General features: G+C 66.6%; 26 protein-coding genes. 2 read left to right on the plus strand and 24 right to left on the minus strand.

Translation table 11 applies throughout. From position 1 onward, the window contains the following. Nucleotides 1-253, plus strand: a 253-nt coding sequence (locus tag C4301_RS07615; RefSeq protein WP_352414499.1) for an HNH endonuclease, incomplete at its 5' end; no start/stop codon positions are given. On the opposite strand, the gene C4301_RS07620 is transcribed toward C4301_RS07615, so the two are convergent. Continuing rightward, nucleotides 238-1,077, minus strand: a complete 840-nt coding sequence (locus C4301_RS07620) for a DMT family transporter (protein ID WP_352414500.1) — start codon at nt 1,075-1,077, stop codon at nt 238-240. The genes C4301_RS07615 and C4301_RS07620 overlap by 16 nt on opposite strands. Before the next feature lie 30 nt (nt 1,078-1,107). On the opposite strand from C4301_RS07620, the gene C4301_RS07625 reads away from it, so the two are divergent. Beyond that, nucleotides 1,108-1,596, plus strand: coding sequence for a DNA cytosine methyltransferase (locus tag C4301_RS07625; protein WP_352414501.1), 489 nt, complete (start codon nt 1,108-1,110; stop codon nt 1,594-1,596). 4 nt (nt 1,597-1,600) lie between these two features. Here C4301_RS07625 and rplQ read toward each other — a convergent pair whose 3' ends face one another. From rplQ to C4301_RS07740, 23 genes are all read right to left on the minus strand, one after another. Next, a complete protein-coding gene (gene rplQ, locus C4301_RS07630) occupies nt 1,601-1,957 on the minus strand; it encodes a 50S ribosomal protein L17 (RefSeq protein ID WP_352414502.1) in 357 nt (118 codons plus the stop codon). Between the two features lie 4 nt (nt 1,958-1,961). Then, nucleotides 1,962-2,900 (minus strand): DNA-directed RNA polymerase subunit alpha, encoded by a 939-nt coding sequence (locus C4301_RS07635; protein ID WP_352414503.1) that lies wholly within the window; start codon nt 2,898-2,900, stop codon nt 1,962-1,964. Nucleotides 2,901-2,910: 10 nt separating this feature from the next. Further along, a complete protein-coding gene (gene rpsD, locus C4301_RS07640) occupies nt 2,911-3,540 on the minus strand; it encodes a 30S ribosomal protein S4 (protein WP_352414504.1) in 630 nt (209 codons plus the stop codon). Nucleotides 3,541-3,552: 12 nt separating this feature from the next. Further along, entirely contained in the window at nt 3,553-3,942 is a 390-nt protein-coding gene (gene rpsK / locus C4301_RS07645) for a 30S ribosomal protein S11 (protein WP_352414505.1), read from the minus strand. A 44-nt stretch (nt 3,943-3,986) separates the two neighbouring features. Further along, nucleotides 3,987-4,367: a 30S ribosomal protein S13 gene (gene rpsM, locus C4301_RS07650; protein ID WP_352414506.1), complete on the minus strand. Its 381-nt coding sequence runs from the start codon at nt 4,365-4,367 to the stop codon at nt 3,987-3,989. Nucleotides 4,368-4,379: 12 nt separating this feature from the next. After that, on the minus strand, nt 4,380-4,493 hold the full coding sequence (rpmJ, locus tag C4301_RS07655; protein ID WP_003043944.1) for a 50S ribosomal protein L36: 114 nt from the start codon (nt 4,491-4,493) through the stop codon (nt 4,380-4,382). 9 nt (nt 4,494-4,502) lie between these two features. Beyond that, nucleotides 4,503-4,721, minus strand: coding sequence for a translation initiation factor IF-1 (gene infA / locus C4301_RS07660; protein ID WP_352414507.1), 219 nt, complete (start codon nt 4,719-4,721; stop codon nt 4,503-4,505). Nucleotides 4,722-4,729: 8 nt separating this feature from the next. Further along, a complete protein-coding gene (map, locus tag C4301_RS07665; protein ID WP_352414508.1) occupies nt 4,730-5,494 on the minus strand; it encodes a type I methionyl aminopeptidase in 765 nt (254 codons plus the stop codon). Continuing rightward, nucleotides 5,494-6,051 (minus strand): adenylate kinase, encoded by a 558-nt coding sequence (locus tag C4301_RS07670; protein WP_352414509.1) that lies wholly within the window; start codon nt 6,049-6,051, stop codon nt 5,494-5,496. Before C4301_RS07670 ends, map begins: the two co-directional genes overlap by 1 nt. A 3-nt stretch (nt 6,052-6,054) precedes the next feature. Continuing rightward, nucleotides 6,055-7,371: a preprotein translocase subunit SecY gene (gene secY, locus C4301_RS07675; RefSeq protein WP_352414510.1), complete on the minus strand. Its 1,317-nt coding sequence runs from the start codon at nt 7,369-7,371 to the stop codon at nt 6,055-6,057. A 1-nt stretch (nt 7,372) separates the two neighbouring features. Continuing rightward, nucleotides 7,373-7,849 carry a 50S ribosomal protein L15 gene (gene rplO / locus C4301_RS07680; RefSeq protein ID WP_352414511.1) on the minus strand — a complete coding sequence of 159 codons (477 nt, stop codon included), beginning with the start codon at nt 7,847-7,849 and terminating at the stop codon, nt 7,373-7,375. After that, nucleotides 7,846-8,028: a 50S ribosomal protein L30 gene (gene rpmD, locus C4301_RS07685; protein WP_352414512.1), complete on the minus strand. Its 183-nt coding sequence runs from the start codon at nt 8,026-8,028 to the stop codon at nt 7,846-7,848. The genes rplO and rpmD overlap by 4 nt, the downstream gene beginning before the upstream one ends. Next, on the minus strand, nt 8,025-8,495 hold the full coding sequence (gene rpsE / locus C4301_RS07690) for a 30S ribosomal protein S5 (protein ID WP_352414513.1): 471 nt from the start codon (nt 8,493-8,495) through the stop codon (nt 8,025-8,027). Before rpsE ends, rpmD begins: the two co-directional genes overlap by 4 nt. 9 nt (nt 8,496-8,504) lie before the next feature. After that, nucleotides 8,505-8,843, minus strand: coding sequence for a 50S ribosomal protein L18 (rplR, locus tag C4301_RS07695; protein ID WP_352414514.1), 339 nt, complete (start codon nt 8,841-8,843; stop codon nt 8,505-8,507). A gap of 11 nt (nt 8,844-8,854) precedes the next feature. Further along, nucleotides 8,855-9,397, minus strand: a complete 543-nt coding sequence (gene rplF, locus C4301_RS07700) for a 50S ribosomal protein L6 (RefSeq protein WP_352414515.1) — start codon at nt 9,395-9,397, stop codon at nt 8,855-8,857. Further along, nucleotides 9,397-9,804, minus strand: a complete 408-nt coding sequence (gene rpsH, locus C4301_RS07705) for a 30S ribosomal protein S8 (protein ID WP_352414516.1) — start codon at nt 9,802-9,804, stop codon at nt 9,397-9,399. Before rpsH ends, rplF begins: the two co-directional genes overlap by 1 nt. 57 nt (nt 9,805-9,861) lie before the next feature. After that, nucleotides 9,862-10,047: a type Z 30S ribosomal protein S14 gene (locus tag C4301_RS07710; RefSeq protein ID WP_352414517.1), complete on the minus strand. Its 186-nt coding sequence runs from the start codon at nt 10,045-10,047 to the stop codon at nt 9,862-9,864. Nucleotides 10,048-10,053: 6 nt separating this feature from the next. After that, nucleotides 10,054-10,602 carry a 50S ribosomal protein L5 gene (gene rplE / locus C4301_RS07715; RefSeq protein WP_352414518.1) on the minus strand — a complete coding sequence of 183 codons (549 nt, stop codon included), beginning with the start codon at nt 10,600-10,602 and terminating at the stop codon, nt 10,054-10,056. Nucleotide 10,603: 1 nt separating this feature from the next. Continuing rightward, complete coding sequence (gene rplX / locus C4301_RS07720) at nt 10,604-10,936, minus strand: 50S ribosomal protein L24 (RefSeq protein WP_352414519.1); 333 nt, start codon at nt 10,934-10,936, stop codon at nt 10,604-10,606. Further along, nucleotides 10,936-11,304: a 50S ribosomal protein L14 gene (rplN, locus tag C4301_RS07725; RefSeq protein ID WP_352414520.1), complete on the minus strand. Its 369-nt coding sequence runs from the start codon at nt 11,302-11,304 to the stop codon at nt 10,936-10,938. The genes rplX and rplN overlap by 1 nt, the downstream gene beginning before the upstream one ends. Beyond that, on the minus strand, nt 11,301-11,621 hold the full coding sequence (gene rpsQ / locus C4301_RS07730) for a 30S ribosomal protein S17 (protein ID WP_352414521.1): 321 nt from the start codon (nt 11,619-11,621) through the stop codon (nt 11,301-11,303). The genes rplN and rpsQ overlap by 4 nt, the downstream gene beginning before the upstream one ends. Next, nucleotides 11,614-11,838, minus strand: a complete 225-nt coding sequence (rpmC, locus tag C4301_RS07735) for a 50S ribosomal protein L29 (RefSeq protein ID WP_352414522.1) — start codon at nt 11,836-11,838, stop codon at nt 11,614-11,616. Before rpmC ends, rpsQ begins: the two co-directional genes overlap by 8 nt. Further along, nucleotides 11,825-11,946, minus strand: a 122-nt coding sequence (locus C4301_RS07740) for a ribosomal protein L16 (protein WP_352414523.1), incomplete at its 5' end; no start/stop codon positions are given. The genes rpmC and C4301_RS07740, both read right to left, overlap by 14 nt.

Below are 11,946 nucleotides of genomic sequence, written 5' to 3' on the forward strand. Positions count from 1 at the left end.
CCCCTGCCAGTACTGCGGCCGCCAGGGGGGGGAGCTCACCGTGGACCACATCCTGCCCAAAAGCCGGGGGGGGCGGAGCACCTGGGAGAACCTCGTCACCGCCTGCCGGGCCTGCAACCTCAAGAAGGGGGGGCGGACCCCGGAGGAAGCGGGGATGCGGCTCTTGAGACCCCCCCGGGCCCCCAGGCTGCCCCTTTTCCTTGCCGACTTCAAGGAGGTCCCCGAGGCCTGGAAGGCCTACCTCGGCCTCTGAGGGGCCAGAGTGAGGAGGACAGCCAGGAGGATCAGGCCCGCCCCCAGGTACCCCCAGGGGGGAAGCCGCTCCCCCCACCAGAGATAGGCCACCCCGGCGGCCACCACGGGCTCCAGGGTGGCCAAAACGCTGGCCCGGGTGGCGGGCATCCTCCTTAGGCCGGCGTAGTAGGCCAGGTAGGCCCCGTAGGTGGAGAAAAGGGCCAGAAACCCCACCGCACCCAAGGCCAAAAGGGAAAGGGGATGGGGCTTTAAAAAGGGCAGAAGGCCCAAAGCCCCCACGGGCAGAAGGTAGGCAAAAAGGGTCGGGGTCGCGTACCGGGGCAGGAAGACCTTGCCAAAAAGGTAATACAGGGCGTAGGAGAACCCAGCCAAAAGGCCGAAGGCGATGCCCAAGGGATCGGGCCTCGCCTCCCCCCCCCAGCCGATGAGTCCGACGCCTAAAAGGGTGAGCGCCAACGCCACGCCCCCCCGGGGGCCCAAAGGTTCCCGGAGGAAGAGCCGGGAAAACAGGGCCACCCAGGCGGGAGCGGTGTAGAGGAGGATGCTGGCCAAAGCCGCCCCCGCCCGGCCCACCGCAAGCTGATAGGCCCCATAGAAGAGGGAGACCCCCACCAGGCCGAAGAGGAGGATCCAGGGAAGGTCCCTTCCCTCCACCCGGATCCTCCTCAGGCGAAGCGCATGGAAAAGGAAAAGGGGCCAGGCCAAGACCGCCCGGTAGAAGGCCACCTCCAAGGGGGAGAGCCCCTCTTGAAAGGCCAGCCGGGCCACCGGGCCTAAAAGCCCCCAGAGTGCCGCCGCCAGGAAGAGGTACCCCGCCCCCATGGCAGGCCAGTATACTCGTAGGGGTTCGCTATGGGACGCACCTGGTTTGTGCTTATCGTTTTAGCCCTGGTGGGCGTCTTCGCCGCCTTGAACTGGAACGAGTTCACCCGGCCCAGCTCCTTATCCCTGGGCCTGACCCGGGTGGAGGCCCCGTTAGGGGTGGTCCTCCTCTCCCTCATCGTCCTCCTTTCCCTCCTCTATCTGCTTTTCACCATCGGCCTCGAGACCGCGGCCCTTCTGGAGGTCAAGCGGTACGCCCGGGAGATGCTCCAGTACAAAAAGCTCGCGGAGGAGGCGGAGGAGAGCCGCTACACCGAGCTCAAACGGTTCCTCGAGGCGGAGCTTAAGCGGCTAGAAGAGGCGGAAAAGGCCGAGATCAACGCTCTTTCAGCCCGGCTGGAGGAAACCCTGGAAAAACACGGGAACACCCTGGCCGCCTACATCGGGGAGCTGGAGGACACCCTGCTCCGGCTCCTGAAGAAAGGCCCCGGGGAAGACCCCGGGGCCAAGGGGCCGTGAGGGGCTAGTCTACAAGCTCCACCAGGGCCAGCTGGGTGCCGTCCCCCTTGCGGCGCTCGGCCAGCTTGAGGACCCGGGTGTAGCCACCCGGCCGATCCTTGTACCGGGGGGCGATCTCGTCAAAGAGGCGGCGGACCAGCTTCACATCCTGAAGGTCCCGCAGGACCAAGCGGCGGGCATGGAGGTCCCCCCGTTTGGCCAGGGTGATGAGATGGTCCACGAAGCCCGTGAGCTCCTTGGCCTTGGGAATGGTGGTGGTGATGCGGCCGTGGGCGAGAAGGCTTTTGGCCTGGTTCCGGAAAAGGGCCAGGCGGTGGGCCGAGTGCCGGTTGAGTTTGCGTCCCGCTTTCAGGTGGCGCATGGTCTCACTCCTTTAGGGAGAGGCCCCACTTGGCCAGGGCCTCCTTGATCTCCTCCAGGCTCCGGTCCCCGATGCCGGGAATGTTCCGAAGATCCCTCAGGTTGAGGGCGAGCAGGGCCCGCACCGACTCAATCCCCTCCTCCTTCAGGCTGTGGAGAACCCGGGTGGACAGGCCGAGGTCGTCCACCGGGATGTCCGGGACCTCCTCCTTTTCCTTGGGCCTCTCCACCACCACCTCCTCCACCTGGCCCGGGGCCTGGGGGGTCTGCTGGAAGTAGGAGAGGTGCTCCCGGAGGATCCCCACCGCCTGGTTCAAAGCCTCCAAGGGGGTGACGGAGCCGTCCGTCCAGATGCGCAAGGTGAGCTTGTCCAGGTCGGTCCGCTGGCCGAGGCGGGTGTCCTCCACCTGGAAGGCCACCCGGCGCACGGGGGAGAAGAGGGCGTCCACGGGGATGGAGTTGATCCGGTCCTTGATCCCGTGCTTCTCCGCCGGGACGTACCCCACCCCCCGGTCGACCCGGACCTCCATGACGAGCCTCCCCCCTTCCTCCAAGGTGGCGATGGGCTGGAAGGGGTTAAGGATCTGGACGTCCGGCGGGGCCTCGAGCTCCCCCGCCCGGACCACCTTGGGCCCCTGGGCGCGAAGGGAAAGGGTGACGGTCTGGAGGCCGGGGTCCAGGAACCTGACCACCAGCTCCTTCAGGTTGAGGAGGATCTCCACCACGCTCTCCTTCACCCCGGGGATGGTGGAAAACTCGTGGAGGACGTCCTCGATGTAGACGCTGGTCACCGCCGTCCCCGGGATGGAGGAAAGGAGGATGCGGCGCAGGGGGTTGCCTAAGGTCACGCCGAACCCCCGTTCCAGGGGCTCGAGGACGAACTCCCCGTAGTCCTTGCCCTGGACACGGGCGGTGAACACGGGGGCTTTCAATCTGCTTTCCAAGGCTCCCTCCTTACCTGGAGTAGAACTCGATCACCAGCTGCTCGTTGACGGGCAACGCCAGGTCTTCGCGGTCGGGCAGGCGCAGAAACCTCCCCTTCATCCCCTCCACGTCCAAGGAAAGCCAGGACCCCACCCTGCGCCCCTTCATGGCCTCCAGGTTCTGGCGGATGAAGTCCAGGTTCCTGCTCTTCTCGGCAATGGCCACCTCGTCCCCCGGCTTCAGGCGGTAGGCGGGCAGGTCCACCCGCTTCCCGTTGACCAGGATGTGGCCGTGGCGGACCATCTGGCGGGCCTGGCGGCGGGAGGCGGCGAAGCCCAGGCGGTAGACCACGTTGTCCAACCGGGACTCTAAAAGCCCCAGGAAGACCGTGCCCGTGACCCCTTTCTTCCGGCTCGCCTCCTCGAAGAGGTTGCGGAACTGGGTCTCGGAGACCCCGTAGATGCGGCGGAGCTTCTGCTTTTCCCTAAGGCGCACCGCGTAGTCGGAAGGACGGCGGGCGCGGCGCTGACCGTGCTGGCCCGGGGGGTACGGACGGCGCTCCATGGCGCACTTGGGGCTGTAGCACCGCTCCCCCTTCAGGTAAAGCTTGACCCCTTCGCGGCGGCAAAGACGGCAGACTGGACCAATGTAACGACCCATACGCTCTACTCCTTATGAAGCCTTCCGGAACTTCTTCTTGGGCCGGCACCCGTTGTGGGGCACCGGGGTGTCGTCCACGATGGACTTGACCTGGAGGCCAGAAGCCTGCAGGGCCCGGATGGCCTGCTCCCGGCCCGCCCCGGTGCCCCGGACGATCACATCCACGCTGTTCATCCCGTAGGCCATGGCCTTCTTCGCCGCGTCCATGGCCGCAAGCTGGGCGGCGTAGGGCGTCCCCTTCCGGCTTCCCTTGTACCCGATGACCCCCCCCGAGGACCAGGTGATGGGGTTCCCGTCCGGATCGGTGATCGTCACGATGGTGTTGTTGTAGGAGGCGTGGATATACGCCTTGCCGCTCGCCACCTGTCGCTTGACCTTCTTTTTCGTCTTCGCTCTGGCCATACTCTCCTTCTCCTAACGCCTGGAGTATCCGCTGGCCCTACAGGCTACTTCCTCGGGGCCTTCTTCTTCCCGGCCACCGTCTTACGCGGCCCCTTGCGGGTGCGGGCGTTGGTCCGGGTGCGCTGGCCCCGCACGGGCAGACCCCTCCGGTGACGCAGGCCCCGGTAGCACCCGATGTCCATCAGGCGCTTGATGTTCGCGGCCACCTCCGCGCGCAGCTCGCCCTCGAGCTTCCACGCGTTCTCCACGTACTCGCGAAGCCGGACCACCTCCTGGTCCGTCAGGTCCTTCACCCGGGTGGCCGGGTTGATGCCGGTCTTCTCCAGGGCCTCCTTGGCCCGGGCGGGGCCGATGCCATAGATATAGGTCAGGGCCACGTCCACCCTTTTGTTCCTGGGGATCTCCACGCCTGCAATCCGCGCCACGGTCTCCTCCCTTTACCCCTGCCGCTGCTTGTGCTTGGGGTTCTCGCAGATCACGTACACCCGGCCGTGCCGGCGCACCACCTTGCACTTCTCGCACATCCTCTTGACCGATGCCCGTACCTTCATGCCTATCCCTCACTTCCGGTAGACGATCCGGCCCCGGGTGGGGTCGTAAGGGGTGATCTCCACCACCACCCGGTCCCCCGGCAGGATGCGGATGTAGTGCATCCGCATCTTTCCCGAAATGTACGCCAGGATCTCAGGCCCCGAGTCCAGCCTGACCCGGAACATGGTGTTGGGCAAGGCCTCGGTGACCACGCCCTCCGCCCGAATGGTGTCCTTCTCCTTCGCCACAACCCCCCCTATCGCACCGCCGCAAGCACCCCCGTGAGGAGCCTCGGCCCCTCCTCGGTGACGGCCACGGTGTTCTCGTAGTGGGCGGCGAGGTTGCCCCTCCCGGCGCTCGCCGTCCAGCCATCTTCCAATATTACCACAGAAGCAGGCCTGAGGGTCACCATGGGCTCCAGGGCCAGAACCATCCCAGGCCGGAGCCTGGGTCCCGTTTGCGGCTTGCCGTAGTTGGGAAGCTGGGGGTCCTCGTGGATCTCCCGCCCCACCCCGTGGCCCACGAACTCCCGCACCACGTGGAAGCCGTGCCCCTCCACAAAGGTCTGGACCCGGTGGGCCACATCCCCCGTGCGGTAACCGGGGCGCAGGAGGTTAAACCCCTCCCAGAAGGCGGCCTCCGTGACCTGGATGAGCCTCTGGGCCTCCTCGGAAACCCGGCCCACCGGGTAGGTGCGGGCCATATCCGCGGCGAAGCCGTTGTAGATAAGGCCCACGTCGATCGAAAGGATATCCCCCTCCTGCAAGGGCAGGTCCGAGGGGATCCCGTGGACCACCACCTCGTTCACCGAGGTGCAAAGGGTGGCGGGGAAGCCGTAAAGGCCGAGGAAGGCCGGCCTGGCCTTCCTTCGAAGGATGGCCTCATGGGCGATCTGGTCCAGCTCCTTGGTGGTCACCCCGGGGGCGATGTGCCGGGCCACCTCCTCCACCACCTCGGTGAGGAGGGCCCCCGCCGCGGCCATCCGCTCCAGCTCCCACGCGCTTTTCAGCTTGATCGCCACTACACCCCCAAAGCCCCCCGGATGCGGGCGTAGACCTCCTCGGGCGTCCCCAGCCCGTCGACGCGCCTGAGAAGCCCCTTCCGCTCGTAGTACGCGACCAGGGGGGCGGTCTGGGTGCGGTAGACCTCGAGGCGCCGCCTTATCGTCTCCTCGTTGTCGTCCGGACGGCCCTCGAGCCCGGCCCGCTTGAGCATCCGCCGGACGAGCTCCTCCTCGGGCACCTCCACCAAGACCACCCCCAGAAGCCGGATGCCCGCCTCCGCCAAAAGGCGGTCCAAGGCCTCCGCCTGGGCCTGGGTGCGGGGAAAGCCGTCAAAGACCACCTTTCCGGAAAGCTCCTCCCGGATAAGGGCCAGGATGAGGTCGTCCGGCACCAGGTCCCCCCGCTCCATGATGGGCCCCACCGCCTGCCCCAGGGGGGTCATCCGGGCCACGTGGTCCCGCAGGATATCCCCGGTGGAGAGCTTCTTGAAGCCCAGCTCCTGGGAAAGCCGGGCCGCCTGGGTGCCCTTGCCCGCCCCCGGGGGGCCAAGGAAGATGATCGCCGTCCGCTCCACCGCTCACCTCGTCCGTCCGCGGATCCGCCCCTTGCTCAGGAACCCTTCGTAGTTCCGGAGCATGAGCTGGCTCTCGATCTGCCGCAGGGTGTCCAAAGCCACGCCCACCACGATGAGGAGGCCGATCCCGGAGAAGGAGAGGCTCTGAACCCCCGTCAGGTTTTGCACCACCTGGGGGAAGGCGGCGACCAGGCCTAGGAAGAGCGCCCCCCATAGGGTGAGCCGGGAGACGATGTGCTCGAGGAACCTGACCGTGGGCTCCCCCGGCCGAATCCCCGGGATAAAGCCTCCGTACTCCCGCAAGGACTCGGCAATCCGCCTGGGGTCGAACTGGACGGCGGTGTAGACGTAGGTGAAGAGCACGATGAGGACCACCTCGATGGCGAGGCCGGAGAAGTGCCGGGGGTTGAAGAAGTTGGCGATGGCCTGGGCCACCGGGCTTCCCTGGAAGGGGGCGGTGAGGAAGATGGGGATCTGCAAAAGCGCCGCGGCGAAGACGATGGGAATGACCCCTGCGGCGTTCAGCTTGATGGGGATGTAGGTGGACTGCCCCCCATAGACCCGGCGGCCCACCACCTTGCGGGCGTACTGGACGGGGATGCGCCGCTCCGCCTGCTGCACCGCGGCCATCCCGGCAAAGGCCAGCACGATGAAGGCCAGGAAAAAGAGGAAGGCCACCAGGTTGACCTCCCCGGTCCGGATGAGGCCCGCGGTGCGGAAAAGCTGGGGAAGCCACCCCACCACGATCCCGGCGAAAATGATCATGCTGGTGCCGTTGCCGATGCCGTACTCGGTGATCCGCTCCGCCATCCAAAGGAGAAGGGCGATCCCCGCCACCTGGGTGACCACCACCACCATCCAGAAGAAGGGCCCCGGGCTCCAGCCGGGAAGGAGGAACCGCCCCCCTTCCGCCCCCAAAAAGGCAGTGGCCAGAAAGAAGCCCTGAAAGGCCCCCAGGAGGATGCCCCCCACGCGGGTGTACTGCTGGATGACCCGGCGCCCCTCCTCCCCCTCCTTGGAGAGCTTCTCCAGGGTGGGCACCACGCTGATGAGAAGCTGCATGATGATGGAGGCGGTGATGTAGGGCATGATCCCCAAAGCGAAGATGGAGAAGCGCTCGAAGTTGCCCCCGGAGAACAGGTTGATGATGCCGAAAACCCCCCCCTGGGTGGTCTGGAGGAAGTCGCGGATCTTGGCCAGGTCCACCCCGGGAGTGGGGATGAAGGCCCCCAGGCGGTAGGCGGCGAGGACCAGAAGGGTAAAGAGGATGCGTTGGCGGAGCTCGGGGATGAGGAGTGCACTCCGGAAGGCCCTAAGCATCTCAGGCCCCCGAGGCCTCAGAGGGCGAGGGGGTGAGGACCACCGCCTCGCCGCCCGCGGCCCTTAGCTTTTCCAAGGCACTTTTGGAGAAGGCGTGGGCCACCACCCGGAGGGGCTTGGCCTCCCCCTCCCCCAGGATCTTAAGCCGATACCCTTTTTTCAGAATCCCCACCTCGACCAGCCGCTCCGGGGTCACCTCCCCCTCAAACCGGGCCAGGTCCTTGAGGTTCACCCCCTGGTACCGGGGCCGCCTGATCTCCCCCGGGACCTGGCCCGGCATCCCCCGCTTGGGCAGGCGCATGAGGAGGGTGGACCGCCCCCCTTCGAACCGGCGGGGGTCCTTGAGCCCGCCGGAGCGGGACTTCTGGCCCTTGTGACCCCGGGTCGCGGTCTTCCCGTGCCCGGAGCCCGGGCCCCGGCCCACCCGCTTCCGCCGCTTGTTGGCCCCTGGGTTGGGGCGCAGGTCGCTCAGCTTCATTCCACCACCTCCACCCGCAAAAGGTGCCTGACCTTCTCGATCTGCCCCCGGATCTCCGGCCGGTCCTCAAACACCTGCTCCCGGCCAAGCCGCCTAAGCCCCAGGGCCTTCAGGGCGGCCTTCTGGTCCTTGGGGTAGCCGATGGGGCTTTTGACCAGCTTCACCTTCAGCCTCATCACGCGCTCTCCTTTCTGAGCCGCTGGACATCGTCCCAGGTCCTAAGCTGGCGCAGGGCCTCCATGGTGGCGTAGGCGATGTTGATGGGGTTGCGGCTCCCCAGCTCCTTGGTGAGGATGTCGGTGATGCCGGCAAGCTCCAAGATGGCCCGGGGCACCGCCCCCGCGATCACCCCCGTGCCCGGGGCGGCGGGCTTAAGGAGGATCTTGGAGGCCCCGTACTCCACCTCGATCTCGTGGGGGATGGTCCCATTGAGGATGGGCACCTCCACCATGTTGCGGCGGGCGTAGTAGTTGGCCTTCTGCACCGCCAAGGGGACCTCGGGGGCCTTGCCCAGGCCCAGGCCCACCCGGCCCTGCCGGTCCCCCACCACCACCAGGGCGCCGAACTTGAACCGCCGCCCACCCGCCTGCATCCTGGCGGTGCGGCGCACCAGGATCATCTTCTCCTCAAAATCCGTCTCCGGCATGCCTCCTCCTTAGAACTCGAGGCCCCCCTCCCGGGCCCCCTCCGCCAGGGCCTTGACCCGGCCGTGGTACTTGTACGGCCCCCGGTCAAAGGCCACCTGCCTGATCCCCTTCTTCAAGGCCTCCTCGGCGAGCGCCCGCCCCACCTGCCGGGCCACCTCCGTCTTGTTGCCCTTGAGCTTTAGGGCCAGGCTGCTTGTGGCCACCAGGGTGTGCCCCTTCTCGTCGTCGATGATCTGGGCGTAGATGTGGTTCAGGCTCCGGAAGACGGAAAGGCGCAGGCGGCCGGTCCGTTTGACCCGGTTGCGGACCCGGAACGTGCGGCGCTCATAGGCGGTCAGACGTGCCATGCCTTCCTCCCTCACTTCTTCGCCCCGGCCTTGCCCGGCTTGAGCCGGATGGGCTCGTCGGCGTAGTAGATCCCCTTCTCGTGGTAGGCGCTGGGCCTGCGCACCGCGCGCAGGTTGGCCGCCACCTGGCCCACGAGCTGCTTGTCGATCCCCAGGACCCGGATCTTGGTGGGCTCGGGCACCTCAAAGCTGACCCCCGGGGGGGGCTCCACCACCACGGGGTGGCTGTACCCCACGGTGAGCTCCACCGCCCGGCCCGAGAGCCGGGCCCGGTACCCGATGCCCTTGATGAGGAGTTCCCGCACGTACCCCTCGGAAACCCCCTTGACCGCGTTGGCGATCAGGGTCCGGGTGAGGCCGTGCAGGCTCCGGTGGCGCCGGTCATCGCTGGGGCGCTCCACCCGGACCAGACCCCCCTCCACCACCACCCGCATCTCCGGGCTTATGGGGACGGAAAGCTCCCCCTTGGGCCCCTTCACCTTGACCTGCCCCAAAGCGACCTCCACCGCGACCCCCTTGGGCAGGGGAATGGGTTGCCTGCCGATCCTGGACATCACCACACCTCACAGATGAGCTCGCCGCCCACCCCTTCCTTCCGGGCCTCCCGGTCGGTCAAAACGCCCTTTGGGGTGGACAGGATGGCGATCCCAAGCCCCCGGCGCACCCGGGGGATCTCCTTCACCCCCACGTAGACCCGGCGGCCCGGACGGCTGATCCGCCGGAGGTGCTGGATGACCTGCTCCCGCTTCGTCCCCCGGCGGGGGCCGTACTTCAGGTAGACCCGGAGGTAGGGCTTGCCCTCCACCTCCACCCGCTCATACCCCCGGATGAACCCCTCCCGCGCCAGGATCTTCAAAATCTCCTCCTTGAAGCGGGAGGCGGGCACCTCCGTGCTCTCCTTGTAGACCCGGGTGGCGTTTCGAATCCGGGTCAGCATGTCGGCGATTGGGTCGGTCAGCATTTTCTCTCTCCTTCCTCGCGCGTGCGGTCTCGAGGGAACCCCCCCGACCGGCCACGGCTACCAGCTGGCCTTCCGGACCCCGGGAAGCTGCCCCTTGTGGGCCAGCTCCCTCAGGCAGATGCGGCAGAGGCCGAAGTAGCGGTACACGCTCCGGGCCCGCCCGCACCGGACGCACCGGGTGTAGGCCCGCACCCTGAACTTTGGGGTCCTCTTGGCCTTCTCGATAAGCGCTTTTCTCGCCATGTTCCCTCACTTTCTGAAGGGAAAGCCCAAAAGCTCCAGAAGGGCCCGGGCCTCCTCGTCCGTCTGGGCCGTGGTGACGATGGCGATATCCATGCCCCGGGGCGCGTCCGCAAGCTCGTAGGTGATCTCGGGGAAGACGAGCTGCTCCCTCAGGCCCAGGTTGTAATTGCCCCGTCCGTCAAACCCATTCGGGCTCACCCCCCTAAAGTCACGGATGCGCGGCAGGGCCACGCTTAAGAGCTTCTCCAAGAAGATCCACATCCGGTCGCCCCGGAGGGTTACTTTAAGGCCGATGGGCATCCCCTTGCGGAGCTTGAAGTTGGAGATGGACTTTTTGGCCCGGGTGACGGCGGGCTTCTGGCCGGTGAGGAGGGAGAGCTCCTTGGCCGCCTTCTCCAGGATGCGGGCGTCCTCCTTGGCCTCCCCCAGGCCCTGGTTCACCACCACCTTGACCAGGCGGGGCACGGCCCAGATGTTCTCATAGCCAAAGCGCTTGATGAGCTCGGGCCGGACCTCCTCGTAGTACTTCTTCTTGAGCGCTACCTCCAGCGGCATATCACTTCACCCACTCCCTGTCCAAAACCCCGCCGCACTTGGCGCAGACGCGGACCTTCTTCCCGTTCTCCATGAGCCTCCGCCGCACCCGGGTGGGCTTGCCGCAGGCGGGGCAGAGGGGGCGGACCTTGGCGATGTGCAAGGGGGCCTCCACCTCGATGAACCCGCCCTGGGGATGCTTTGGGCTCGGGCGGACCGCCTTCTTGACGATGTTCACCCCCTCCACCACCACCTTCATCCTCTTGGGCAGGACCTGCTTCACCACGCCGGTCTTGCCCTTGTGCTTGCCAGAGGCCACCCAGACGGTGTCCCCCTTTTTGACGTGAAGCTTCATCACAGCACCTCCGGCGCCAGGGAGACGATCTTCATGAAGCCCCGCTCGCGGAGCTCCCGCGCCACGGGCCCGAAGACCCGGGTGCCCCGGGGCTCGAGCTGGTTGTTGACGATGACCGCGGCGTTGTCGTCAAAGCGGATGGCGGAGCCGTCGGGCCGCTTGACCTCCTTCTTGGTCCGGACCACCACCGCCTTGACCACCTCCCCCTCCTTGACCATGCCCCGGGGGATGGCCTCCTTCACGCTGGCCACGATGATGTCCCCCACGGAGGCGTACCTGGCGTTGGAGCCCTTCAGAACCCGGATGCACATGATCTTGCGGGCCCCGGTGTTGTCGGCCACCTCGAGGTAGGTCTGAGGCTGGATCATGCCTTACCCCCCTTCCGCTTGGCCAGGGTCTCGTAGTTCTGCCGGCGGACCAGGTACTTCTCCACCAGGTCCATCCGGCCGGACTCCAAAAGGCGCAAGACCCTGAACCGCTTCCTTTTGGAGATGGGGCGGGACTCGACGATCTCCACCACATCCCCCACCTTGTACGCCTCGTTCTCGTCGTGGGCCAGGTACTTCTTGGACCGACGGATCACCTTGCCGTAAAGGGGGTGGGGGAACTGGCGCTCCACCAGAACCGTCACGGTCTTCTGGGCCTTGTCGCTCACCACCACCCCGACCAGCACCTTCTTAGGCATCCTCCCCCCCCTTGCGCTTCTCGTTCCAGACGGTGAGCAGGCGGGCGATGGACTTCTTGGTGTCCTGGATGCGATGGTTCTGGGAAAGCTGGCCAATCGCCGCCTGGAAGCGCAGATCCATCAGCTCCCGCTTCTTCTCCCGGATGAGCTTCTCCAGTTCCAGCAGGGAGAGGCCGCGCGCCTTTTTCAAAAGCTCCCTCACCTCACTGCGCTTCATCGTAGGCGTCCCTCCTCACCACCTTGGTCCTGATGGGCAGCTTGTGGCCAGCGATCCGCAGGGCCTCCAGGGCCTGCTCCTCCGTCACCCCGGCCACCTCGAACATCA

The sequence above is a fragment of the Thermus sp. genome, from assembly GCF_040290245.1.
Classification (GTDB): domain Bacteria; phylum Deinococcota; class Deinococci; order Deinococcales; family Thermaceae; genus Thermus_A.

Bases quoted from the DNA above. Each gene is read 5' to 3' on its own strand.
- rpsE (WP_352414513.1), bottom strand. From the start codon at position 8,495: ATGCCGGAGACGGATTTTGAGGAGAAGATGATCCTGGTGCGCCGCACC.
- rpmJ (WP_003043944.1), bottom strand. From the start codon at position 4,493: ATGAAGGTACGGGCATCGGTCAAGAGGATGTGCGAGAAGTGCAAGGTG.
- rpsH (WP_352414516.1), bottom strand. From the start codon at position 9,804: ATGCTGACCGACCCAATCGCCGACATGCTGACCCGGATTCGAAACGCC.
- secY (WP_352414510.1), bottom strand. From the start codon at position 7,371: ATGCTTAGGGCCTTCCGGAGTGCACTCCTCATCCCCGAGCTCCGCCAA.
- C4301_RS07710 (WP_352414517.1), bottom strand. From the start codon at position 10,047: ATGGCGAGAAAAGCGCTTATCGAGAAGGCCAAGAGGACCCCAAAGTTC.
- C4301_RS07625 (WP_352414501.1), top strand. From the start codon at position 1,108: ATGGGACGCACCTGGTTTGTGCTTATCGTTTTAGCCCTGGTGGGCGTC.
- rplF (WP_352414515.1), bottom strand. From the start codon at position 9,397: ATGTCCAGGATCGGCAGGCAACCCATTCCCCTGCCCAAGGGGGTCGCG.
- rplR (WP_352414514.1), bottom strand. From the start codon at position 8,843: ATGGCACGTCTGACCGCCTATGAGCGCCGCACGTTCCGGGTCCGCAAC.
- rpsQ (WP_352414521.1), bottom strand. From the start codon at position 11,621: ATGCCTAAGAAGGTGCTGGTCGGGGTGGTGGTGAGCGACAAGGCCCAG.
- rplE (WP_352414518.1), bottom strand. From the start codon at position 10,602: ATGCCGCTGGAGGTAGCGCTCAAGAAGAAGTACTACGAGGAGGTCCGG.
- rplQ (WP_352414502.1), bottom strand. From the start codon at position 1,957: ATGCGCCACCTGAAAGCGGGACGCAAACTCAACCGGCACTCGGCCCAC.
- rplN (WP_352414520.1), bottom strand. From the start codon at position 11,304: ATGATCCAGCCTCAGACCTACCTCGAGGTGGCCGACAACACCGGGGCC.
- C4301_RS07620 (WP_352414500.1), bottom strand. From the start codon at position 1,077: ATGGGGGCGGGGTACCTCTTCCTGGCGGCGGCACTCTGGGGGCTTTTA.
- rpsD (WP_352414504.1), bottom strand. From the start codon at position 3,540: ATGGGTCGTTACATTGGTCCAGTCTGCCGTCTTTGCCGCCGCGAAGGG.
- rplO (WP_352414511.1), bottom strand. From the start codon at position 7,849: ATGAAGCTGAGCGACCTGCGCCCCAACCCAGGGGCCAACAAGCGGCGG.
- rplX (WP_352414519.1), bottom strand. From the start codon at position 10,936: ATGAAGCTTCACGTCAAAAAGGGGGACACCGTCTGGGTGGCCTCTGGC.
- rpsK (WP_352414505.1), bottom strand. From the start codon at position 3,942: ATGGCCAGAGCGAAGACGAAAAAGAAGGTCAAGCGACAGGTGGCGAGC.
- rpmC (WP_352414522.1), bottom strand. From the start codon at position 11,838: ATGAAGCGCAGTGAGGTGAGGGAGCTTTTGAAAAAGGCGCGCGGCCTC.